This is a genomic window from Nonomuraea sp. NPDC004186 (genome assembly GCF_053603495.1).
Map to the genome: position 1 here is coordinate 29,808 of NZ_JBSGFQ010000078.1, position 21,871 is coordinate 51,678.

The window sequence follows — 21,871 nt, forward strand, 5'->3', positions numbered from 1 at the left end:
GAATAAAGTTCGATCACGAGAGCTCACTCGTACGGCGCCGAGGACGCGCGAGCAGAGCCTCAGCCTGCGCCATCGGTAAGGGGACGACCAGCGTCCCTCCCACGACCAGGAGCACCCGCACCGCCGACCCCGCCGACCCCGGCGACGGCGGAGCGGGTGTGCATCCGATGCGATGTACACCTCTTGCCGCCATTTGTTACGGATGTAACATGGCGGCGTGACGGATCCTACGGACGAGGCGGGATGGTTGCTGGTCAGCGTGTCCACGGCCGGGGCCGCGCCGACGCTTCGTGTGCAGGTGTGGCGCAAGCTGCGTTCGCTGGGGGCGTTGTATCTGCAGCAGTCGGTATGTCTGCTGCCCGAGCGGGAGCAGACGTTGCGGCAGGTGCGGCGGTTGCTGGATCGGGTGCGCCAGCAGGGCGGCACGGGCCGCATGTTGCGCCTGACCCTGACCGACGCGGCGGAGGAGCGGCAGGTCATCGGCGAGTTCAACGCCGCCCGCGACGCCGAGTACGCCGAGGTGCTGGAGCGCCTGCCCGCCTTCCGCGACGAGCTGGCCATGGAACGGGAGCGGGGCCGGGCCACCTACGCCGAGGTCGAGGAGTCGGAGGCGGATCTGGAACGGTTCCGCTCCTGGATGGCCAAGATCGACGCGCGGGACTACTTCGCCGCCCCGACCGGCGCGGCGGCTCGGGCGGCGGTCGAGGAGGCGTCCGCCGACCTGGCCGCCTTCGAGCAGGCGGCGCTGGCGGCCGAGGCCCCGATCGGCGTCGGGCCATCTGATGTGCGTGAGGGTGATGAGGCATGACCGGCTCGTGGTTCTGGGACCTGTTGATCGGGATCGTGGTGGCGCTGCTGGTGGCCTGGGTGGTGCTGATCGGCGCGCTGGCGATCGTCCGGCCCCGTGGCGGCCTGTTGCGTGAGGCGTTGCGGCTGCTGCCGGATGTGCTGCGCCTGGTGCGCCGCCTGGCGGCCGACCCCGACCTGCCGCGCGGGGTACGGGTCCGGCTGGCGCTGCTGCTGGCGTACCTGGCCCTTCCCATCGACCTGGTGCCCGACTTCATCCCCCTGCTCGGCTACGCAGACGACGCCATCATCGTCACCGCCGTCCTGCGCTCTGTCGTACGCCGCGCCGGGCTGCCCGCCGTACGCAGGCACTGGCCCGGCACCGACGACGGCTTCGCCGTTCTGGCCCGGCTGACCGGGCTGGACAGAGCGGCCACCGGTCCTCAAGAAGCGGAATGACGGCGCAATCGTGGGCGGGTTGCAGAGCCTCCGGGATGGCCTGCACCTTCCCCGCAGGTTGGCCGCTCAGGGTGAGGTGCACGTGGTGTTCGGCGGCCAGGGCGGCCCAGACGGCGGCCCGGTCGGCCGGCACCGCGTCCAGGTCGACCGGCTCGGGTACGGTGGCCGCGTGCTCCAGCGCGAGCAGCCCGTTGACCATCCGGGCCAGCACGCCCTGGCCCGCCGCAAGCCCGACGCGCGGCCCCGGACGCTGCGCGCGGCCGGGATCGAGCTGGACCCGGTCCGCCGCACGGTCGTTCGCGACGGGCGGCAACGGGACCTCTCGGTGAAGGAGTTCGCCGTGCTGGAGGCGCTGCTGCGGACGAGCCCCGGCTTTCTGAGCGCCGAAACCCTGCTCGAACAGGTGTGGGACGAGAACGCCGACCGGTTCACCAACACCGTCGCAGTGACGATGGGCCGGCTGCGGCGCAAGCTCGGCGACCCGCCGGTCATCGCGACGACGCCCGGAGTCGGCTACCACATCGCCTAGCCGGTGCACACTCCTCCCGGCCCTAAGGATCTGTGGCGAATTCGGCGACCAGTTCGAAGCGGCCGCCCCTTTGCGATCCGGCGGTGAGCCGGCCCCCGGTGCGTTCGGCCAGGCCGGTCAGCCCTGATCCGCCGGGGCCCGGTCGCGGGGCTGAGGGCGGGGCTTCGGCGGCTCCGTCGTTGACGACGCGCAGCCGGACCGTGTGGCCCACGGAGACGATGGTGATGGTGCAGGTTCGGGCGGCGCTGTGCCGTACGACGTTGGTGACCGCCTCGCGCAATGCCGCGGCCATCGCCGTGTCCACCTCGGGTGGCAGGGGTCCGGTCTCGACGGTGGCGACGGTTCGTATCCCGGCGGTCTCCAGGACGGTGTGCGCCGCGGCCAGTTCCTGGTCGAGGCTCAGCCCCACGGTCGCGTGGGCCACTGATTCCAGTTCGGCCCGTGCGCGCTCGACCAGTTCGGGCAGCGTGGCCAGTTCGGCGCGGGCGCGTACCGGGTCGATGTCCAGCAGCCGCTCGCACAGCTCTCCCTTGAGCGCCACCGCCGACAGGCTGAAGGACAGCAGGTCGTGCAGGTCGCGGGCGACCCGGGTGCGCTCCTGGATGAGGGCTTCGCGGGTCAGGTCCCGCTCGGCCTGGTGCAGCAGGACCACCAGATTCGACAGCCGGATCAAACCGTAGGAGACCCAGGTGAGGATGGTCAGGGATATCAGGTTCGCCGCCATCCCCGGCAGGTTGGATACCGGCGGCGGGTAGAAGAGGAGCGCGATGTACAGCGCCACCGCCACACCGGTGAGGACCAGGGAGCGCGGCGGCCGCATGCGGGTGAGCACCAGCCCGAGGAAGAAAGGCCACAGGCAGGTGAGGAAGATGAGCTCCCAGAGCAGGTAGCCGAACGGTATGACGGGGACACCCAGCAGCAGCCCGAGAAGGATCAGCTGCCTGCGTGACGGCTTCATCAGCAACAGGACCGCTCCGGCCGCGGCCATCAACGGCACCGTCAGGAGCAGGGTCCACGGCCGGTGGTAGGTCATGACGGAGACGACCGCGTGAAGCGAGGCCTGGCAGGCGATCAGCGCGGCCAGCATGAGGCGCGCCACCTTCGGCGACTCGATCGGCGGCGGCAAAGGGGGCGAGACGCGGTAGCCGGCGGCCGTCGCGCGGATGTCGGCCAGCGCCTGCCGGGCGGCGCCGACGGCCACGTGGAGCCGGTCGCGTGCGATCTCCGGGTCGGCGTCGACGGCTTGCGCGAGCCGCTCCGAGACCGCTCGCAGGTGCTCGCCGACGACCGCGCCCAGCTCGCCGCCGAGCCGTCGCCGTTCCCGCTGCAGCTCCAACCGCGCCAGATCCCCGCGCGCCGCGTCGAGCCTGGCCGCCATCACCGTCAGGGCGTACAGGCCGAAGACGATCAGACCGTTGGTGGCGGTCTTCAGCGTTCTCATGATCGTCGTCAGCACGTCGTCGCCGGCCCACAATCCGGCCACGCCCGTGGCGACCAGGAGGAGCCCGAACAGCGGCCAGGCAACCCGCCCCCGGAAGGAGCACAGCACCGCGACCGCCAGCGGCCACGGCAGCCACTCCCAGTGGGTGCCCGCGACGGCGAACGGCACGGCGTACAGGATCACCAGCGCCGCCAGCAGGCCGTTGCGGACCCGGAGGCGATGCGGCCCGGTCAGCAACGCCACCAGCGGCGGATAGGGAGCCATCGTGACGAGCACGACCGGCCACGCCAGCCCTTCCTCCAACGCCACCATCAGCCGGAAGGTCATGATCAGGCCGAGGGCGGCCCACATCATCGCGCGCACCAACCGCAGCCGCGTATCCCGAGTGTCGTCCAACTCGTCGTCCACCGGGTCGTCCTTCACTGCCGCGTCGGGAAACTGGAGATCAGTGGGACCAATCATCCGGTACCACCTGCCTGGCACCACACCCGGCTGCCGGAAGGCCTGGTGATACTGTTCGGCGTGATCAGGATTCTGCTCGCCGAGGACGTGGAGCTGCTGCGTTCGGCGCTGGTGGGACTGCTGTCCTTGGAAGACGACCTCCAGGTGGTCGCGGAGCTCGCCTCTGGCGCGCTCATCGTGCCGACCGCGCTGGAGGTCCGGCCTGACGTGGCCGTGCTCGACATCGACCTGCCCGAGGTGGACGGCCTGACCGCCGCCGAACGGCTCCGCGAGCGGCTGCCCGGGTGCCGGGTGCTCATCCTGACCGGTCTGAACCGGCCGGGCCAGCTCCGTCGGGCGCTCGCCGCTCAGGTGGCGGGGTTCCTGCCCAAGGACGTACGGCACGCCGAGCTGACCGGTGCGATCAGGACCGTGGCCTCGGGCGGCCGGGTGCTGGACCCGGCGCTCACGGCAGCGGCGCTGGAGGCGTCGGCAAGTCCCATGTCGCAGCGGGAGACGATGGTGCTCCGCCTGTCGGCCACGGGCGCCTCCCCTGGGGAGATCGCCGAACAGCTCTTCCTCACCCCCGGGACCGTCCGCAACTACCTCACGTCCGCGGCGGCGAAACTGGACGCTCGCAATCGCGTCGACGCCATCAGGATCGCCACCGAGGCGGGCTGGATCTGAGGCCGCCCGTCGCTATGAAAAATTCACATCTCAACAGGTGACGGACACGCTATCGAGCGACCCGCCAGATTTGAAAATCTCCTCTCCGGCAAGCGCCGTACTCCGCAGGTGACGCCTGCGTGAGAGCGAAGGAGATTCCTGATGTCGATGGAAAAGGTCGAGTTCGGCAGCGACGGGTACCGGCTGACCGGCGACCTTCACCTGCCCGAGCCGGGGACCGGCCGCGGCGCGGTGGTGCTGACCGGCCCGTTCTCCGGGGTGAGGGACCAGGTCACCGGTTACTACGCGGAGCGGTTCGCGCAGCGTGGATATGTGGCCCTGGCCTTCGACCACCGCAACTGGGGTGACAGCGAGGGCGAACCGCGTCAGCACGAGGACGCCTCAGCGAAGGTCTCGGACCTGCGCAACGCGGTCGGCTTCCTGGCCTCCCGGCCGGAGGTCGACCCCGACAAGATCGCGCTGTGCGGGGTGTGCCTGGGCGGGATCTACTCGGTGCAGCTCGCCGCGTTCGACCCCCGGGTCAAGGCCGTCGCGTTGATCGCGGCCGCCTACAACAACCCCGAGCTGATCCGTGATCGGTTCGGCGCGGAGAACTTCGCGGCGCTGATGGCCCAGTTCGCGCAGATAGCGCAGCGGCAGTCCGACACCGGCGAGATCGAGTACTGGCCCGCCGTCAACCCCGAAGGCATGCCCGCGGGGAACCCCGGCCCGGAACCGTTCGAGTACTACGGGACGGAGCGAGGGGCCCGGCCCGGCTGGGAGAACCGCTGCACCGCGCTGTCGGTGCTGCAGGAGCTGGCGCTGGACGTCGACTCCTACCTGCCGCTGGTCTCCGCTCCTCTGCTGATCGTGCACGGCACCGGCGACCAGGCCATTCCCGTGGCCGACGCGCAGGCCGCCTTCGCGGCGGCGCCCGAGCCCAAGGAACTCTTCCTGCTCGACACCGGCAACCACATCGAGTTGTACGACGACGACCGTTACGTAATCCCTGCCATTGATTGGACCGTTTCGTTCTTCGACAGGAGCATGTGATGCGTTACCGGCTGCTTGGCCGCACCGGTCTGCGGGTGTCGGACCTGTTCCTGGGAACGATGACCTTCGGACAAGAGTGGGGATGGGGCGCCTCCGTCGAGGAGTGCCGCAAGATGTTCACCGCCTACGCCGAAGCGGGCGGGAACGTGATCGACACCGCCAACCGGTACACCGAGGGCAGCAGCGAGCGGATCGTCGGAGAGCTGCTCGGCTCCGACCGCGACCGCTTCGTGCTGGCCACGAAGTACACCCTGACCATGGACGGCACCGACCCCAACGCCAGCGGCAACCACCGCAAGAACCTGGTCCGTTCGGTCGAGGCCAGCCTGCAGCGGCTGGGCACCGGCTACCTCGACCTCCTGTGGGTGCACATCTGGGATCCCAACACGCCCGTCGAGGAGACCATGAGGGCCCTCGACGACCTCGTACGGGCGGGCAAGGTGCTGTACGTCGGGATCTCCGACGCGCCCGCCTGGCTGATCGCCCAGGCGAACACCATCGCCGAGTTCCGCGGGTGGACCCCGTTCGCCGGCCTCCAATTGCCCTACAGCCTCGTCAAACGCGACATCGAGCGGGAACTGCTGCCCATGGCCGCCGCCCTGGAACTGTCGGTGGCCGCGTGGTCGCCGCTGGCCGGAGGCGTCCTGTCGGGCAAGTTCACCAGGAGCGGCGCCGAGGGTCCCTCCCGGGTCGAGCGGGCCACCGTCTCCGAGCGCGACCTGGCCGTCGCCCGTACGGTGGACGCCGTGGCCGACGAACTCGGCGTGTCCTCGTCGCAGGTCGCCATCGCCTGGACGCGAGCGCACCGGCCCTGGATCCACCCGATCCTCGGCGCCCGCACCCTGGACCAGCTGACCGACAACCTCGCCGCGATCGACCTGGACCTGCCCGGAGAGGCGGTGACGCGGCTGGAGGAGGCCGCCGCGATCGAGCTGGGCTTCCCGATGGAGTTCATCCTGGACACCACGGCCGACTTCGTCTACGGACCCAGCGGGAAGCAGGTCGACGGCCGCCACGCGGCAGGTCCCGTTCGTTCCCGCTGACCGATCCCCAATGAAGAGGAGCCTCCCATGAGGTCTGTTCGTCATGCCCTGCTGACCGGCGTCCGCCGGCTCTCCCTGGCCGCCGCGGTCGGTGCCGTCCTGGCTGCCACCGCGCCTGTCACCGGCGCGAACGCCGACGACTGCGACCAGGCCTGCCAGATCGACTGGGCCTGGGCCGCCCAGCGGCAGAACGCCCTGCCTCGCACCGCCTTCTACGATGCGCCCGACCCGCTGCCGTGGGCACCGGGCGGGACCCTGATCCGCGCGGAGACCACCTCCGACTACGTGGTGGAGGACAAGCCGGTCAAAGCCGTCCGCGTGCTGTACCACTCCCGTACCTCCCGGGGCCGGGACGTGGCGGCCTCCGGCGTCGTCCTGGTGCCGCAGGACCGCCCGCGTCCGGCCGGTGGCTGGAAGGTGGTCGTGGACGCGCACGGTGCCAGCGGCATCGCGGCGGGCTGCGCGCCGTCGTTGATGCGCGACCTCTACCACGGCAACCAGATGGTCCGGTTCCTGGAGCAGGGCTACGCGGTGGTCGCCCCGGACTACGCGGGCCTGGGCACGACCGGCCGTCCGGAACTGCTGAACAAGGCCGCCGCGGCGGAGGACATCGCCGGTGCGGTACGGTCCGCGCGCCAGGCGGTGCCAGGCCTGTCGGGCGAGTGGGTGCTGTGGGGCCACTCGCAGGGCGGCGGCGCCGCACTCGCCTTCGCCGAACGCCAGCTGACCCGCCCGGTGCCGGGCTACCGGGGCGTGGTCGTCACCTCGCCCGCCGCTGACCTGCCCACCCTGGCCGCCCACGTCGCCACGACCGTCCCGTACGGCGGATTCGCCCCGCTGCTGGCCCAGGGCGCCGCGTACAGCGACCCGGCGATCGACGTCGGACGCCTGCTGACCCCGGTCGCCGTGGCCCGCATGGACGGCGCCAGGAACGGCTGCCTGGGCGTGGCCACCGCGGTGTACGCGGACCTGACCGGGCCGGCGCTGATCCAGCCGGGCTACTCGGGCGACCCCCGCTTCACCGGATACCTGCGCGACAACAGCGTCGGCCGGAAGCGCGTCGCAGGACCGGTGCTGTTCCTGCAGGGCGGCGCGGACACCGTCACCCCCGAATCGGTCAACGCCAAGGTCGCCGCCGAACTCCGCGGCACCGGCACCCAGGTCACCTACCGCGTCTACGACGGCCTGGAGCACGACACCTACGGTGCCGCGACCGGGATCGACGACGGCGCGATGGCCGACATCCTCGCCTGGGTCGGGGCCCGCCTCGCCGCCCGCTGAAGCCCCGCGAGTGCCCGCGGGCCTGCCCGGCCGCTCACCGTCGCGGCGAGAACCCGAGGACCCGCAGCCGCTGCCCACCTCGGGGTGCCGCACGCCGTGCGGGCCCCGGGTGGCTGCGGAGGCAGGGGTTCAGACCCAGGTGGGGAGGGAGGCCTCGGCGTAGCGGCCGCCGAAGCCGCCGGTGGGCAGGATCGCCGCGATGGCGTCCAGGTCGGCGGGGGTGAGGACGAGGTCGGCGGCGGCGGTGTTCTCCTCCACTCGCTCGGGGGTGCGGGTGCCCGGGATCGGCACGATGTCCTCGCCCTGGGCGAGGATCCACGCCAGAGCGAGCTGGGCGACGGTGGCGCCCTTGCCGGCGGCGAGCTCCGACAGCTGCCGTACGGCCTCGACGTTCTTCTCGAAGTTGCCCGGCTGCCAGCGCAGGTCGCGGTTGCGCATGTCGCCCTGGTCGTAGGATCCGGCGGGCCGGGCGGTGCCGGTCAGGAAGCCGCGGCCCAGAGGGGAGTAGGCGACGAACCCGATCCCCAGCTCCCGCAGCGTCGGGAACAGCTGCTCCACGTCCCGCTCGAACAGCGAGTACTCGGTCTGCAGGACCGACACCGGCTGCACGGCGTGGGCCTTGCGGATCGTCTCCGGCCCCGCCTCGGACAGGCCGAGGTACTTCACCTTCCCGGCCTCGATCAGCTCCCCGACGGCCCCGGCGACGTCCTCGATCGGCACCTTCGGGTCGACCCGGTGCTGGTAGAGCACGTCCACGTGGTCCACGCCGAGGTGGCGCAGGCTGTTGTCGAGCACCTCGCGGATGTGCTCGGGACGCGAGTCGGTGCCGTAGTCGCGGGTGAACCCGAACTTGGTGGCGATGGTGATCTCGTCCCGGAACGCCGCGACGGTCTTGCCGACCAGCTTCTCGTTCTCGCCCCACCCGTACAGCTCCGCGGTGTCGAAGTGGGTGACGCCCAGCTCGTGGGCCCGCTGGATCGAGGCCGCCCCACCGGTCTCGTCGGCGGGCCCGTAGGCGAAGGAGATGCCCATCGACCCGAAGCCGATGGCTGAGGCGGCCAGACCCTGACGGCCAAGAGTGCGCTCCTGCACAGCGATCCCTCCAAATCAAACCAAACCGTTTGGTATGAACGCTTCTCACACTACTCGCCGGATCGGCGAGGTCAAACCGAACGGTTCGGTTGACTACAGTTGGGGCATGGCCAGCACCGATTCCACCCACGACCGGATCATCGCCGCCGCCCGCGCAGAGTTCGCCCAGCACGGGATCGCCGGCGCCCGCGTCGACCGGATCGCCAAGGCCGCCAGCACCAGCAAGGAACGCGTCTACGCCTACTTCCGCAGCAAGGAAGGGCTGTACGAGCACGTCGCCTCCGCCGAACTCGTCGCCGCCGCCGACGCCGCCCACCTGGACCCCGCCGACCTGCCCTCCTACGCCGGCCAGCTGTTCGACTACTTCACCGCCAACCCAGACCGGCACCGGTTCATCCTCTGGGGCCGCCTGGAACGGGCCGCCGCACCCAGTGAGACCGCCTACACCGGTGCCGTCCTGCGCACGCTCCCCGCCAAGATCGAAAAAATCCGGGCCGCCCAGGCCGACGGTGATCTCGATCCCGCCTGGGATCCCATCGACATCCTGGCGCTGGTCGTCCAGATCGCCATGACCTGGATCGACCAGACCGAACTCGGCGCCGTCGCGCCCCGTACCGCCGCCGACCCCAGCCCGGCCGCCCGCCGCGCCGCCGTCATCCGCGCCGTCGCCACGCTCTTCCCGCCCGCCACCTCCCGCGAACGGACAGAGGCCCCGACGGCCGGCTGACGTGCCTGCCGGCGGCCCGCGCCGCATTGCCCGCGCAAGTGAAAGTTTCACAGAAGTCACCCGTCGGAAACTGCGTAATTTGCGGCGGATAAGGAGTTAATTTGCCGCCCACAGGAAGGGCCGTGCCGCCGCGCCGGTTGACGGGTCGCAGTAAGGGCTTTACGTTCCTGCAGAGATGTTAGCGCGAACAATCAGCGCAGGCCGTACGCGGGAAATCAGCGACTCTGGACACTCTTGCTGCCGATGCCAGGCCGAGGCGCATTCCGAAAGTGGGAGCGCTCCCAAAGAATTCGGCGCCAACAGCCACGAGGAGGAGACATGACGCAAGGTCGGAACGAGCCCGTCGGCGGCGAGCGGCGATCGCTGAGCCGGAGAGCCGTCCTGGCGACGATGGGGGCCCTGCCGGTCCTCACGGCCGCGACACCGGCCGCGATGGCTGCCGCCGCCGCGGTCATCGATGCGTCGGTGCAGCGGCAGACGATACGGGGCTTCGGCGGCATGACCCACACAGCCTGGATCGGCGACCTGACGGCTGCCCAGCGGGACACGGCGTTCGGCACCGGCGAGGGACGGCTGGGGTTCTCGGTGCTGAGGATCCCCGTCCCCGAGAACCAGGCGGACTGGGGTCGTGACCTGGCGACGGCCAGGCGCGCGAGCGAGCTCGGGGCGGCCGTCATCGCGTCGCCGTGGAATCCGCCCGCCCGCATGGTCGAGACCTTCGTCCGCGGCAGCCAGACCAACGCCAGACGACTCAGATACGACATGTACGGCGCCTACGCCCAGCACCTGAACGACTTCACCACCTACCTGCGGAACAACGGGGTGAATCTGTACGGCATATCGGTGCAGAACGAGCCCGATTACGCGCATGACTGGACGTGGTGGACTCCCACCGAAATGGTGCGGTTCCTTCGGGAGAACGCCGGTTCGATCGGCACCAGGGTCATCGCGCCCGAATCCTTCCAGTACCTGAAGAACATGTCGGACCCGATCCTCAACGACTCCACGGCGCTCGCCAACGTGGACATCATCGGGGCGCACCTCTACGGCACATCGTTCGCGAACTTCCCCTATCCCCTCTTCAAGCAGAAGGGCGCGGGCAAAGAACTCTGGATGACCGAGGTCTACTACCCCAACAGCTCCGATTCGGCGGACCTGTGGCCTCAGGCGCTCGACGTGGGGGAGCACCTCCACCGCGCCATGGTGGAGGCGGAGTTCCAGGCGTACATCTGGTGGTACATCCGGCGCGGCTACGGCCCCATGCGTGAGGACGGCCAGATCAGCAAGCGCGGCGCCAACATGGCGCACTTCGCCAGGTTCGTCCGGCCCGGGTATGTGCGGATCGAGGCGACGGCGAGCCCGGCGTCGAACCTCTACGTGTCGGCGTACCGGGGTGGCAGCTCCACGATCGTCGTGGTCGCCGTCAACAAGGGGACCTCCGCGGTGAGCCAGCAGTTCACCCTGAGGAACAGCACCGCGTCCAGGGTCTCCTCCTGGCTGACCGACGCGGGCAGGAACGTCGCACCCCAGGGCACGACCAGCGTGTCGAACGGTTCCTTCACCGTCACGCTTCCCGCTCGAAGCGTGATGACCTTCGTGACCGCGTGACCCGGACGATCGGCGGGACCGACGCCAAGCCGGGAGACAGGCTCACACCCGGTCGTGCGCGGCGTCGGTTCCTTCTGCCACGTCGAACACGATGAGGGCGGCACGGGCGTCGACCACTGCCTGGGACGAGCGGAGGTCGAGGCCGGTGAGGGCTTCGATGCGGCGAAGGCGCTGGCTCACGGTGTTCGGGTGCAGGGTGAGGGCGCGGGCCGTCAGGTGGCGGTCCATGCCCGAGTCGAGGTAGGTGCGGAGGGTCCGCAGCAGCGCGGCTCCGTGGTCGTGGTCGTACCTGAGCAGGGCGCCGAGCGTACGGTCGGCGTATGCCCGCAGCCGCACGGGATCGCCGAGTTGCAGGAGAAGCCCCGCGACGCCGAGATCGTCGAGGGTGATCGTGCTGCCGCTCCGCCCGGCATGGCCGGCGACGGTGAGCGCGCCGCGTGCCGTGCGGTAAGCGTTCAGGAGGTCGCGCTGGGCCGGGTCGGACACGGCGACGGTGGCGTCGTCGACCCCGCGGGCAGAACGCACGCTCCGCCGGAGCGCGTCGGCGGCGGGTCTGCCCGCTGCGGGGCCGGTTGCGACGACGGGCCACAGGGCGACGATGACGTCGCGGTGAACCGCGACGAGCGGTCGGGGACGCACACCGGACGCGAGCGCGACGGCCTCGGTCAGCGCGCGCTGGACGGCGCCCGCCGGAGCCGGGCCCCCGCCCGTGGTCACCTGGGCGACCAGGGTGAGATGGTCTCGGACGAGATCGTGGCCGAGCAGGCCGGCGCGGTCGCGTACGGAGGGTGACATGGGGTCGGCGCCGGCGAGGAGGTCGGCGAGGAGGTCGCCGCGCAGGTTCTGCTCGACCTCAAGGGCGGTGCGCCGGCGCAGGAGTTCGAGGGACAGCACGATGGAGGCGTGCTCGAGGGCCCGGCGGTCCAGAGGTGCGAGCTCGCCGGCCCGGCCGGGAACCCAGACCCGGGCGGCCACCTCCCCTTCGAGGACGACGTCGGCGACGACGTGCGGGCCCTGCTCGCGGACGAGCCCGTCCCCCTCGGCGCGCCGGCCGTAACCGGCATCAGCAGGGAGATCGGGCGGACCTCCGGCCTGGGCGAGGACCTCGCCGCGTACGTCCCGGACCAGCACGGGAGCGCCGAGAAGATCGTGCAGGGCGCCGGCGATGCCCTCGACCCCGCCCGCGCGTACGGCGACCCGCAGCAGGCGTTCGTGGATCTTCTCCGAGCGCATCACGAGGTCGCGCTGGTCGCGCAGATCGTCCAGCACCCGTGCCGAGGTGATGGCGAGGGCCGCGTGCTCGGCGAGCAACTGCAACCGGTCGATCTCCTCGGGGCCGAACTCGTGCACGGCCGAGCGATAGCTGTTCAACGTGCCGATCACGCCGGAGGCGGTGACCAGGGGGACCGACAGCATGGACCGGTAGCCCTGCTCGCGGGCAACGCCGCCCCAGATGAAGTCGGGCTCGAGGGAGATGTCGGCGACCGCGCACGGCCGGCCCGACCGGTACGCCCGGCTGGACGGGGCGCCGCCGGACGCGTCGGCCTCCAGCCGGACCGGCCGGTCGGAGTTGACCCGGGCGACATAATCCTCGGTGAGCCCGCTCCAGCCGGCGATCACGAGGTTCCGCTCCGCGGGGTCCGGCACGAGCACGCCGCAGAAGTCGAGCCCGAGCAGCTCCCGGGCGGTCGCGGCGACGAGGTCGAGGACGTCCCGCAGCCCCCTGCCGGCGTTGACCGCCGCCGTCAGGGCGCTGACCGCCGCCAGCCAGCTGCGCAGCTCCATGGCATCTCCGCCGTCCATGCCGTGAATGTACAGCGCAACACTTCATGTCGGAAACAGTGTCACTCCGAACATGGTCGTGGCGACACTTCGCCGTAACACTGAGTTCATCGAAGTCGCACCACCGGAGGTCATGGCATGTCGAACTCCCCCGAGGAACCCAGGGACCGGCCGATCATCGATCCGGCCACCGGCGCCGTGATCCGTACCGTGCCGGACAGCACTCCCGGCGAGGTCGACGCGGCGATCCGCCGGGCGCGGGCGGCGTTCCTGGACGGGCCGTGGCCGGCGCTGACCCGGAGCCGGCGGGGCCGGCTGCTGCTCCGCGCGGCCGACGTGATCGAGGAAGCCGCGGAGTCGCTGTACCGGCTGGAGACCCGCAACAACGGCCGGCCGGTCACCGAGACGCGCGCCCAGCTCTCCCGGGTCCCCGAGTGGTTCCGCTACAACGCCGGCCTGCTCGCCGCACAGCGCGACGCGGTGCTGCCGTCCGACGGCCCCTACCTCACCTACCAGCGCAGGGCGCCGCTGGGCGTCTGCGGCATCATCACGCCCTTCAACCACCCGCTGCTCATCCTGGCGCGCAGCCTCTCCGCCGCCCTGGCCACGGGCAACACGGTCGTGGTGAAGCCGTCCGAACTGACCCCTCTGTCCACGCTCGAACTGGTCGGCCTCCTGCACAAGGCGGGCCTGCCGGAGGACGTGGTCACCGTCGTGACCGGCGGTCGCGAGGTCGGCAAGCGGCTCACCGGACACCCGGACATCGCCAAGATCACGTTGACCGGCGGCACCGAGGCCGGGCGCGCCGCCGCCGTGGCGACCGCGGCGCGGTTCGCGCGCGTCACCGCCGAGCTCGGCGGCAAGACGCCGATCGTGGTCTTCGACGACGTCGATCCCGAGGTGGCCGCGGAGGGCGCGGCGTTCGCGGCCTTCGTCGCGGCAGGCCAGTCCTGCGTGGCCGGATCCCGGTTCCTCGTGCAGCGAAGCGTCCACGACCGCTTCGTCTCGGCGCTGGCCCGCCGTGCCGAGGCGATCCGGATCGGCGCCCCGTCCGACGCTCGCACCCAGCTCGGCCCGATGGTGAGCGCCGCGCAACGGGACAAGGTCCTGCGGATGATCGCCGTGGGTGTGGAGGAGGGCGCGCGGCTCGTCGCGGGCGGCGGCGTCCCCGATCTGCCCGAGCCGCTGAGCGGCGGCTTCTTCGTCCGCCCCACCGTCCTGGCCGGCGCCTCGAACGACATGCGGGTGGCGCAGGAGGAGATCTTCGGCCCGGTCGCCGTCGTCGTGCCGTTCGAGGACGAGGCCGACGCCGTCGCGAAGGCCAACGACAACCGGTACGGCCTCGGCGCCGGCGTCTGGACCCGCGACCTCGCCCGCGGACACCGCGTCGCGGACCGGATCGCGGCCGGGATGGTCTGGGTCAACGACCACCACCGCCTGGAGCCCTCGCTGCCCTGGGGCGGGATCAAGGAGTCCGGCACCGGCCGCGACGCGGGCGCCGAGTCCTTCGACGACTTCACCTGGATCAAGACCGTCGTGGCCCGCACCGCGCCCGACGACGTCGACTGGTACGGCGCGGACACGCCCGGCCGCCTCAACTGACCTCCGCACCCCCCGGCCAAGGAGAAGGTCCATGCCGAAAGAATCGTACGAATCACCGCCCGGCCACTGGCGCGCCGAGATCACCCGCACGCAGTGGCTGGTCCTGGCGGGCACGACGATGGGCTGGGCCCTCGACGGGTTCGCGGCCAGCCTGTACGGGCTGGTCCTGGGCCCGGCGATGACCGAGCTGCTGCCGCACAGCGGTATCGCCGCGGACGCCGGAAGCATCGGCCTCTACGGCGGCCTCACCGTCGCGCTGTTCCTCCTGGGATGGGGCACGGGCGGCATCCTGTTCGGAATGCTGGCGGACCACTTCGGACGCGTCAAAGTGCTGTCGGCCGGCATCATCACGTACGCCGTGTTCACCGCGCTGGCCGCCTTCGCCGACACCTGGTGGCAGCTCGGCGTGTTCCGGTTCATCGCCGGCCTCGGGTCCGGCGTGGAAGCTCCGGTCGGCACCGCGCTGGTCGCCGAGGCCTGGCGCAACCGCTACCGGGCCCGGGCATCCGGCGTGATGATGTCCGGCTACGCCATGGGCTTCTTCATCGCCGCGCTGGCCTACGCCGTCCTCGGCGGGCACGGCTGGCGGCTGATGATGGGCATCGCCGTCATCCCCGCGCTGCTGGTGTACTTCATCCGCCGGCACGTCCCCGAGCCGCCGGAGATCAGCGGCAGCATCGCCGCGCGCCGGGAGCGGAAGGCCCGCGGGCACCGCACCGCGCAGGACCGGTTCGTGCTGCGGCGGCTGCTGACCCGCCCGTTGCTGAGGCACACGCTGATCGGGACCGGGCTGGCCACCGGTTCCCTGGTCGCCTTCTGGAGCGTCTCGACCTGGTACCCGCAGGTGATCCGGCAGGCGGCCGCGGCCGCGGACCTGCCCGCCGCCGTCGCCAACGAGCGCGTCGCGGTCGCGTCGATGCTGTTCAACGCGGGCGGCATCCTCGGCTACGCCAGCTGGGGCTTCCTCGCCGACGTGATCGGCCGCCGCAGGGCCTTCGCCACCAGCTTCGCGATCTCCGGCGCGAGCGTGGCGTTCCTGTTCCCCTTCTCCCACACCCACACCACGTTCCTGCTGGTCATCCCGATCGTCGGGTTCGGGCTGTACGGAGCCCTGTCGGGGATCCTCGTCTACGGACCCGAGCTCTTCCCGCCGAGCGTGCGGGCGACCGGCATCGCGCTCTACAACGGGATCGGACGCTACATCACCGCGAGCGGCCCGCTGGTCGCCGGCGTCGTCGCCGCCTCCTGGTTCGGCGGGGACCTCGGGCTCGCCACGACGTGCGTCGTCGCCGTCGGGATGCTGGGCTCGCTCGCGCTGTTCGCCGCCCCCGAGACCCGCGGCGCCCCGCTCCCGGACGATCCCGTGCCCGCCGCACCGTCGAGCCATCCCGACCGCGACGCGGTCAGCGCCGGAGAGGAGACCCGATGACGTCCCGCTACGAAGGTGCCCGCGCCGCCGTCATCGGCGGATCCATCGGCGGGCTGACCACCGCCCTGCTGCTGCGCGACCTCGGGTTCTCGGTCGAGGTGTTCGAGCGCACCCCCACCCCGCTGGACGGGCGGGGCGGCGGGATCGTCCTGCAGCCCGACACCGTACGGTGGTTCACCGAGCGCAGTACGCAGAGCCTCGACGCTCTGAGCACCGCGACGGAGTACGTCCAGTACCTCGACCGCGACAACGGGATCGTGCACCGCGATCGGCGCCGCTGGACCCATACCTCCTGGGGCACCTTCTACCGGGGCCTGCTCGCGGACTTCGGCACCGACCACTACCACCTCGGGGAGTTCGCCTGTGGCGTCGCGCAGGAGGCCGAGCACGCCACCGTCCGGTTCGTCAGCGGCCGCCGGGCCGAGGCCGAGCTGGTCGTCTTCGCCGACGGCATCACCTCGACCGGCCGTCCCCTGCTCGATCCCGGCGCCCGGCTCGAATACTCCGGCTACATCGGCTGGCGGGGCACCGTACCGGAGCACGAGCTGAGCGGGACGACCCGCGCCCTGCTCGGCGACGCCATCTCCTACAGCGTGGTGCCGCACTCGCACATCACGCTCTACCCGATCCCCGGCGAGCGTGGCACCGGCCAGCGGGACCGGCTGATGAACTACGTCTGGTACCGCAACGTGCCGGCAGGCGGACAGCTCGCGGAGATGCTCATCGACAAGCGCGGCTTCACCGGCACCGTGTCCCTGCACCCGGGCCAGGTCCAGGACCGCTACGTCGAGGACATGCGAGAGGCGGCCTCCCGGTTGCTCGCGCCCGCTGCGGCCGAGGTCATCGCGGCCACCGAACACCCCTTCATCCAGGTGGTCTCCGACATCCGCTCCACGCGGATGGCCGACGGCAGGGTGGCCCTGGTAGGCGACGCGGCCGCGGCGGCACGCCCACACGCCGCCGCGGGCACCGCCAAGGCGGCCGCGGACGCCTGGGCGCTCGCCGACGCCCTCGCCGCCGCCGACGGCGACATCCCCGCCGCCCTGCGCAAATGGGAGCCCGGGCAGCTCGAACTCAGCGCCAGGCTGCTGGAGCGCGTGGTGGCGATGGGGGAACGCTCGCAGGTCCACAACACCTGGACGCCCGGAGACCCCAGCCTGCGCTTCGGGCTCTACGGCCCCGGCCGCTGACACACAACCAGATGAGGAGATGAGATGTCCGACACCGCTTTCCTGTCCGACCTGCCGCTGGCCGGCGACCTGGTGGCCACCGGCTTCGACGGCTGGTCCGACGACCTGCGTGCCGAGTTCGACGCGCACGCCCACGACGGCGAGGTGGGCTCGAGGCTGCTCAGCGCGAACGACCGGGTCCGGGTCTGGGAGATCAGGCTCGCGCCCGGCGAGCGCTGGCACGCCCATCGGCACGTCCTGGACTACTTCTGGACCGCGGTGAACACCGGCCGCAGTCGCCAGCACACCAGTGACGGGACCACGCGCGAGGTCTCCTACTCCGCCGGTGAGACACGGCACTTCGCCTTCGGGGCGGGGCAGTACCTGTTGCACGACATCGAGAACATCGGCGACACCGACCTCGTCTTCACCACCGTGGAGCACCTCGACAGCGCGAACGCGCCGCTCCCGCTGCCCGGGGCCGTTCGATGATCGGTCCCCTCGCGGACGGCCCGATCGACGTCCACGCGCACTGGCTGCCGCCCGAGTTGTTCGACCTCCCGCCGGGGGCGCCGTACGGCCCGTTGCACGACCGCGACGGCGAACTCCACCTCGGCGACGTCCCGCTGTCCATCCCGACCCGGGCGATGAGCGACGTGCCCGCGATCCTGGACGACATGGCCGCCGCCGGGATCGGGGTCCGGGTGCTCTCGGCTCCTCCGTTCGCCTTCCCGGTCGCCGGCCCCGCCGCACCGTACGTGGACGCCTTCAACGACGCGCTGGCCCAGGTCGTGAGCGGCTCGGGCGGGGCCCTGGCCGGGCTGGGCCTGGTGTCCCTCGACGACGCGGAAACGGCGACGGCGCAGCTCAAGCGGCTCGCCGCGCTGCCCGGGGTCGCCGGGGTGGCCGTCCCGCCCGTGCTCGCCGGCGCTTCGCTCGACCGTGGCGTGCTGCGGCACGTCCTCGGCGTCGCCGCCGCGGAGGGGCTGTCCGTGCTGGTGCACCCCATGCAGCTCCCGCGCCCGGAGTGGCGCGACCACTACCTCGCGAACCTGGTCGGCAACCCGGTCGAGACGGCCACCGCGGTCGCGGCGCTGTTGCTCGGCGGGGTCGTCGAGCAACTGCCGGACCTGCGGATCTGCTTCGTGCACGGCGGCGGATGCGCGCTCGGACTGCTCGGCCGCTGGGACCACGGGTGGCGGACCCGCGCGGACGTGCGGCGCGACTCGGCCCGGCCGCCGGGCGAGAGCGTGCGCTCGTTGTGGTTCGACACCGTCACCCACGACCGCGCGCTGCTCGGCCTGCTCACCGCGAAGGCCGGGAAGCAGGCCGTGGTGTGCGGCAGCGATTATCCCTTCGACATGGCGCAGCGCGACCCCGTCGGTTTCGCCGAGGCGGGCGGCCTCGACGTGGCCACGCTCGCCGTCAACGCGCGCGCGTTCCTGGGGGTGCCGGCATGAGCACGCTCTTGAGCCCGCTGACGCTGCGCGAGCTCACCCTGCCGAACCGGGTGTGGCTGTCGCCGATGTGCCAGTACAGCGCCGGCCCGGACGGCGTACCGGCGGACTGGCACCTCGTCCATCTCGGCGCCCGGGTGACGGGTGGCTTCGGACTGGTGCTCACCGAGTCCACCGCGGTCTCGCCGGAGGGGCGGATCAGCCCGCGGGACACCGGCTTGTGGTCGAACGAGCAGGTCGCGGGCTGGCGGCGGATCACGACGTTCGCGCATGCGCACGGCACACCGATCGGCGTGCAACTCGGCCACGCCGGACGCAAGGCGTCGACGTTTCCGCCCGGGCTCGGGAGCGGCTCGATCCCGGCGGCGGACGGCGGCTGGACCGCGCTCGGGCCGTCGCCGCTCGCCTACCGCGGCTATGCCACACCCGCACAGGCGAGTGCCGCCGACCTCGACCGGATCGTGGCGGACTTCGCCGCCGCGACCCGGCGCGCGGCCGCGGCCGGCTTCGACGTCGTCGAGATCCATGCCGGGCATGGATACCTGTTGCACCAGTTCCTCTCGCCGCGCGCCAACCGGCGGACGGACCGCTACGGCGGCGGCTTCGACAACCGGGTCCGGCTGCTGCTGGAGGTGGTCGATGCCGTGCGCGGGGCATGGCCGGCCGAGCGCCCCCTGCTCGTCCGGGTCTCGGCCACCGACTGGGTGGACGGCGGCTGGACGCCGGAGGAGACGGTCGATCTCGCCCGGCTCCTGCACGACCGCGGAGTGGACCTGCTCGACGTCAGCACCGGCGGGCTGGACCCGGACCAGCGGATCCCGGTCGGCCCCGGCTACCAGGTCCCGTTCGCCCGGCAGGTGCGGGACAAGGCGATGCTGCCGGTCGGCGCGGTCGGCCTGATCACCGACCCGGACCAGGCCGAGACCGTGCTCGGCGAGGGCTCCGCCGACGTCGTCCTCCTGGGGCGGGAGGCACTGCGAGATCCGTCGTGGCCGCTGCGCGCGGCCGCGCGCCTCGAACCGGCCACCCTGCGGGACCGCTATCCGCGGCAGTACCTGCGTGCCGTCTGAGGCAGGTCGTCACACGGCGATCTTCTGCAAGGTCTTCCCCTTGGCGTCGGTGATGACGAGCCTCAGCACGTTCGTTCCCGGGGGATACTCGACGGCCCAGAGCCCGAGCCCCGGGCTGACATTCCGGGCGAGGTTCGCCTGAAGCCTCCGCCCGTCCTTGGTGACGGCCGTCACCCCGTGAACGTCGTCCTTGGCGACACCGAACCAGACGGCTTTGCCCCGAAGCTTGCCCTGGATACGGGCGAACTCCTTGGTGAGCGGCGGAAAACCGGAGCAGGAGCTACCGTTCGGGCCGCTTTCGCACAGGAAGAGCTCACCCTTGCGGGGCGCGTCGCTCACCCACATCATCAGCGGCGGTACGGAGGCGATCGTCCCCTTGGGGGGATGCTTCTTCTTGAGTTCCGCGAATCCCCTGCCGGGCCGTGGCGTGACCGTGATCGTGACCATGGCGGACGGCGCGGTGGGCAGGGCGGCGACGATGCTGTTCTGGCGCTCCGACCACGGGTGAACCGGCCAGGCCACGAGAACGGCCGCGGCGGCCCCCACCGCCGACGTCGCGGCGACGGCAGCATGACGGCGTCTGCGCCGGGCGCGTCCCGTCGCCATGGCCCGGCTCACGTTCGTCGTGCTCGGCGGCCCCTCTTGGCGCGCCAGCGAGTCGAACACCTCTTTGACATCCATCACGATTCCTCCGTACGTGCGAGACGGGACTCCGGCGCGTCGAGCAGCGAGCGCAGGGTGGCCAGGCCGCGCGCGGTCTGGCTTTTGACGGTTCCGGTGGAGCAGCCCAGCGCGTGGGCGGTCTGCTCCACGCTCAGGTCACAGTGGAAGCGCAGCACGAGGGTGGCGCGCTGGCGGGCGGGAACGGCGGCCAGAGCCCGGTTGACGTCCATGACCAGGTCCCGGTCGCCGCCCTCGGCCGGCCGGTCGGACGGAGTAGGCGTCAGCCGTACCCGGGAGAACCAGCTCCCTCGCTGTTCGGCGAGGAAGACCCGGATCAGCATCGTGCGCACGTAGGCGTCGAGGTCGTCCGCGGCCCGTGCCTGGCGCCATTTCACGTAGAGCCGCGTTATCGCCGCCTGCACCAGATCGTCGGTGCGGTGCCAGTCCTGGCACAACGGGTATGCGATCTTCCTCAGCCAGGACAGCCGGACACTCACATAGGCGGTGTACTCCTCGTCAAGGCTCATTGGTCTCCCCGATAGACGACTTCACACCCAGAAGATGCGTCCGGCCCGGGCGCAGGTTGCAACACGCCGGCCGATGGATGGTCGCTCAGGCGGAAGTGACCAGGTGGTGAGCGGCCTCGGCGAAGGCGCGGACCCGGGCGGTGGCGCCGTCGGACCGCCACAGCAGTCCCCATCGCAGCGGCGGCGCGTCGCTGATGTGGACGTAGGCGACGTCGGGGCGTGCGTAGTAGCGCCTGGCCTGGGCTCCGACGGGGAAGGCGCCGTGGCCGGCGCCGATGAGGGTGAGCATCTCGTTGAACGTCGAGGCCGCGGGACCCGGCTCGATCGGCCGTCCGGAGGGAGTGACGCCGGGGGTGCGGTCCTGTCGCAGCGAGACGGGCAGGGTGTCCGGTAGCTGGAGGAGCTTGACCCTGGCCAGGTCCTCGAGCGAGACCGACGTACGGCGGGCGAACGCGTGTCCGGACGGCACGGCGAGCATGCGCGCCTCGGACACCAGCACCGGGCCGGTGGCGATGTCCGGCTCGTCGATGGGGAACGTGCCCAGCGCGAGATCGACCTGGCCGTCGCGCAGCCAGGGCATGAGATCGACCATCTGCGCCTCGCGAAGCCGCACCTCGCAGTCCGGCAGCCGCCGCTGGAACAGCTCGGCGGCCCCCGCGAGCAGCTGCCCGCCCGCCGCGCCGACGAAGGCCACCCGCAAGATGCCCGTCAGGCCCCGACCGGTGTCGATCGCCCGCGTGAACGCGGCGGCGATCTGGTCCCAGGCGGGCCGGACCTCCTCGTACAGTCGCCGCCCCACCGGGGTCAGCTCCACCCGGCGGCTGGTACGGGTGAACAACGGCACCCCGGTCCGGCGCTCGAGCTTGGCGATCGTCTGGCTGATCCGGGCGGTGGACACGCGCAGCCGCTCGGCGGTACGGCCGAAGTGCAGCTCCTCGGCCAGGGTCAGGAACGCCTCCAGCTCATGCCGCTCGAGCATGTCACCTCCAGATCGTTAACTGTCGCTTCACGATCCTTCCACAGAGCCGCGTTGATCGCCCTTCGCC

The 21,871-nt window shown here is 71.5% G+C and carries 21 protein-coding genes; 15 read left to right on the plus strand and 6 right to left on the minus strand.

Annotation, left to right across the window (positions count from 1 at the left end; genetic code table 11):
- Window positions 1–217: 217 nt before the first annotated feature.
- From ACWEPL_RS44230 to ACWEPL_RS44240, 3 genes are all read left to right on the plus strand, one after another.
- Window positions 218–808 carry a Chromate resistance protein ChrB gene (locus ACWEPL_RS44230; RefSeq protein ID WP_452439731.1) on the plus strand — a complete coding sequence of 197 codons (591 nt, stop codon included), beginning with the start codon at window positions 218–220 and terminating at the stop codon, window positions 806–808.
- A complete protein-coding gene (locus ACWEPL_RS44235; RefSeq protein WP_363985307.1) occupies window positions 805–1,245 on the plus strand; it encodes a YkvA family protein in 441 nt (146 codons plus the stop codon). Before ACWEPL_RS44230 ends, ACWEPL_RS44235 begins: the two co-directional genes overlap by 4 nt.
- Window positions 1,246–1,321: 76 nt before the next feature.
- On the plus strand, window positions 1,322–1,774 hold the full coding sequence (locus tag ACWEPL_RS44240) for a winged helix-turn-helix domain-containing protein (RefSeq protein WP_452439732.1): 453 nt from the start codon (window positions 1,322–1,324) through the stop codon (window positions 1,772–1,774).
- A 22-nt stretch (window positions 1,775–1,796) separates the two neighbouring features.
- Here ACWEPL_RS44240 and ACWEPL_RS44245 read toward each other — a convergent pair whose 3' ends face one another.
- Window positions 1,797–3,677 (minus strand): sensor histidine kinase, encoded by a 1,881-nt coding sequence (locus tag ACWEPL_RS44245; RefSeq protein WP_452439733.1) that lies wholly within the window; start codon window positions 3,675–3,677, stop codon window positions 1,797–1,799.
- Between the two features lie 60 nt (window positions 3,678–3,737).
- Between ACWEPL_RS44245 and ACWEPL_RS44250 the strand changes: the two genes are divergently transcribed.
- The 4 genes from ACWEPL_RS44250 to ACWEPL_RS44265 all read left to right on the plus strand — a co-directional run bounded on the left by ACWEPL_RS44250 (window position 3,738) and on the right by ACWEPL_RS44265 (window position 7,699).
- Window positions 3,738–4,343, plus strand: coding sequence for a response regulator transcription factor (locus tag ACWEPL_RS44250; protein WP_355211647.1), 606 nt, complete (start codon window positions 3,738–3,740; stop codon window positions 4,341–4,343).
- Window positions 4,344–4,484: 141 nt separating this feature from the next.
- Window positions 4,485–5,375, plus strand: coding sequence for an alpha/beta hydrolase (locus tag ACWEPL_RS44255; RefSeq protein ID WP_363985303.1), 891 nt, complete (start codon window positions 4,485–4,487; stop codon window positions 5,373–5,375).
- Complete coding sequence (locus ACWEPL_RS44260; protein WP_452439734.1) at window positions 5,375–6,418, plus strand: aldo/keto reductase; 1,044 nt, start codon at window positions 5,375–5,377, stop codon at window positions 6,416–6,418. The genes ACWEPL_RS44255 and ACWEPL_RS44260 overlap by 1 nt, the downstream gene beginning before the upstream one ends.
- Before the next feature lie 27 nt (window positions 6,419–6,445).
- The gene (locus ACWEPL_RS44265; protein ID WP_452439735.1) at window positions 6,446–7,699 is read left to right on the plus strand and encodes an alpha/beta fold hydrolase; all 1,254 of its coding nucleotides are present in this window, start codon (window positions 6,446–6,448) and stop codon (window positions 7,697–7,699) included.
- A gap of 129 nt (window positions 7,700–7,828) precedes the next feature.
- Here ACWEPL_RS44265 and ACWEPL_RS44270 read toward each other — a convergent pair whose 3' ends face one another.
- Window positions 7,829–8,791 carry an aldo/keto reductase gene (locus ACWEPL_RS44270; protein WP_452439736.1) on the minus strand — a complete coding sequence of 321 codons (963 nt, stop codon included), beginning with the start codon at window positions 8,789–8,791 and terminating at the stop codon, window positions 7,829–7,831.
- Window positions 8,792–8,897: 106 nt separating this feature from the next.
- Here ACWEPL_RS44270 and ACWEPL_RS44275 point away from each other — a divergent pair, with 106 nt between their 5' ends.
- Both ACWEPL_RS44275 and ACWEPL_RS44280 read left to right on the plus strand, forming a co-directional pair.
- A complete protein-coding gene (locus ACWEPL_RS44275) occupies window positions 8,898–9,518 on the plus strand; it encodes a TetR family transcriptional regulator (RefSeq protein ID WP_363985295.1) in 621 nt (206 codons plus the stop codon).
- 318 nt (window positions 9,519–9,836) lie between these two features.
- A complete protein-coding gene (locus ACWEPL_RS44280) occupies window positions 9,837–11,126 on the plus strand; it encodes a glycoside hydrolase family 30 beta sandwich domain-containing protein (RefSeq protein ID WP_452439737.1) in 1,290 nt (429 codons plus the stop codon).
- Between the two features lie 42 nt (window positions 11,127–11,168).
- On the opposite strand, the gene ACWEPL_RS44285 is transcribed toward ACWEPL_RS44280, so the two are convergent.
- On the minus strand, window positions 11,169–12,929 hold the full coding sequence (locus ACWEPL_RS44285) for a helix-turn-helix domain-containing protein (RefSeq protein ID WP_452439738.1): 1,761 nt from the start codon (window positions 12,927–12,929) through the stop codon (window positions 11,169–11,171).
- A gap of 117 nt (window positions 12,930–13,046) precedes the next feature.
- Between ACWEPL_RS44285 and ACWEPL_RS44290 the strand changes: the two genes are divergently transcribed.
- From ACWEPL_RS44290 to ACWEPL_RS44315, 6 genes are read left to right on the plus strand one after another with little or no spacing between them, the layout of a single operon-like run.
- Complete coding sequence (locus ACWEPL_RS44290; protein ID WP_452439739.1) at window positions 13,047–14,510, plus strand: aldehyde dehydrogenase family protein; 1,464 nt, start codon at window positions 13,047–13,049, stop codon at window positions 14,508–14,510.
- Window positions 14,511–14,541: 31 nt separating this feature from the next.
- Window positions 14,542–15,939 (plus strand): MFS transporter, encoded by a 1,398-nt coding sequence (locus ACWEPL_RS44295; protein WP_452439740.1) that lies wholly within the window; start codon window positions 14,542–14,544, stop codon window positions 15,937–15,939.
- Window positions 15,936–17,129 carry an FAD binding domain-containing protein gene (locus tag ACWEPL_RS44300; RefSeq protein ID WP_452439741.1) on the plus strand — a complete coding sequence of 398 codons (1,194 nt, stop codon included), beginning with the start codon at window positions 15,936–15,938 and terminating at the stop codon, window positions 17,127–17,129. Before ACWEPL_RS44295 ends, ACWEPL_RS44300 begins: the two co-directional genes overlap by 4 nt.
- 24 nt (window positions 17,130–17,153) lie before the next feature.
- Complete coding sequence (locus ACWEPL_RS44305; RefSeq protein WP_452439742.1) at window positions 17,154–17,600, plus strand: hypothetical protein; 447 nt, start codon at window positions 17,154–17,156, stop codon at window positions 17,598–17,600.
- Complete coding sequence (locus ACWEPL_RS44310) at window positions 17,597–18,568, plus strand: amidohydrolase family protein (protein WP_452439743.1); 972 nt, start codon at window positions 17,597–17,599, stop codon at window positions 18,566–18,568. The genes ACWEPL_RS44305 and ACWEPL_RS44310 overlap by 4 nt, the downstream gene beginning before the upstream one ends.
- Window positions 18,565–19,635, plus strand: coding sequence for an NADH:flavin oxidoreductase/NADH oxidase (locus tag ACWEPL_RS44315; protein WP_452439744.1), 1,071 nt, complete (start codon window positions 18,565–18,567; stop codon window positions 19,633–19,635). Before ACWEPL_RS44310 ends, ACWEPL_RS44315 begins: the two co-directional genes overlap by 4 nt.
- Before the next feature lie 9 nt (window positions 19,636–19,644).
- On the opposite strand, the gene ACWEPL_RS44320 is transcribed toward ACWEPL_RS44315, so the two are convergent.
- The 3 genes from ACWEPL_RS44320 to ACWEPL_RS44330 form a co-directional block, all read right to left on the minus strand.
- The gene (locus ACWEPL_RS44320) at window positions 19,645–20,319 is read right to left on the minus strand and encodes a hypothetical protein (RefSeq protein WP_452439745.1); all 675 of its coding nucleotides are present in this window, start codon (window positions 20,317–20,319) and stop codon (window positions 19,645–19,647) included.
- A complete protein-coding gene (locus ACWEPL_RS44325; protein WP_363985275.1) occupies window positions 20,316–20,825 on the minus strand; it encodes a SigE family RNA polymerase sigma factor in 510 nt (169 codons plus the stop codon). Before ACWEPL_RS44325 ends, ACWEPL_RS44320 begins: the two co-directional genes overlap by 4 nt.
- Before the next feature lie 85 nt (window positions 20,826–20,910).
- Complete coding sequence (locus ACWEPL_RS44330) at window positions 20,911–21,804, minus strand: LysR family transcriptional regulator (protein WP_452439746.1); 894 nt, start codon at window positions 21,802–21,804, stop codon at window positions 20,911–20,913.
- Window positions 21,805–21,871 lie beyond the last annotated feature (67 nt).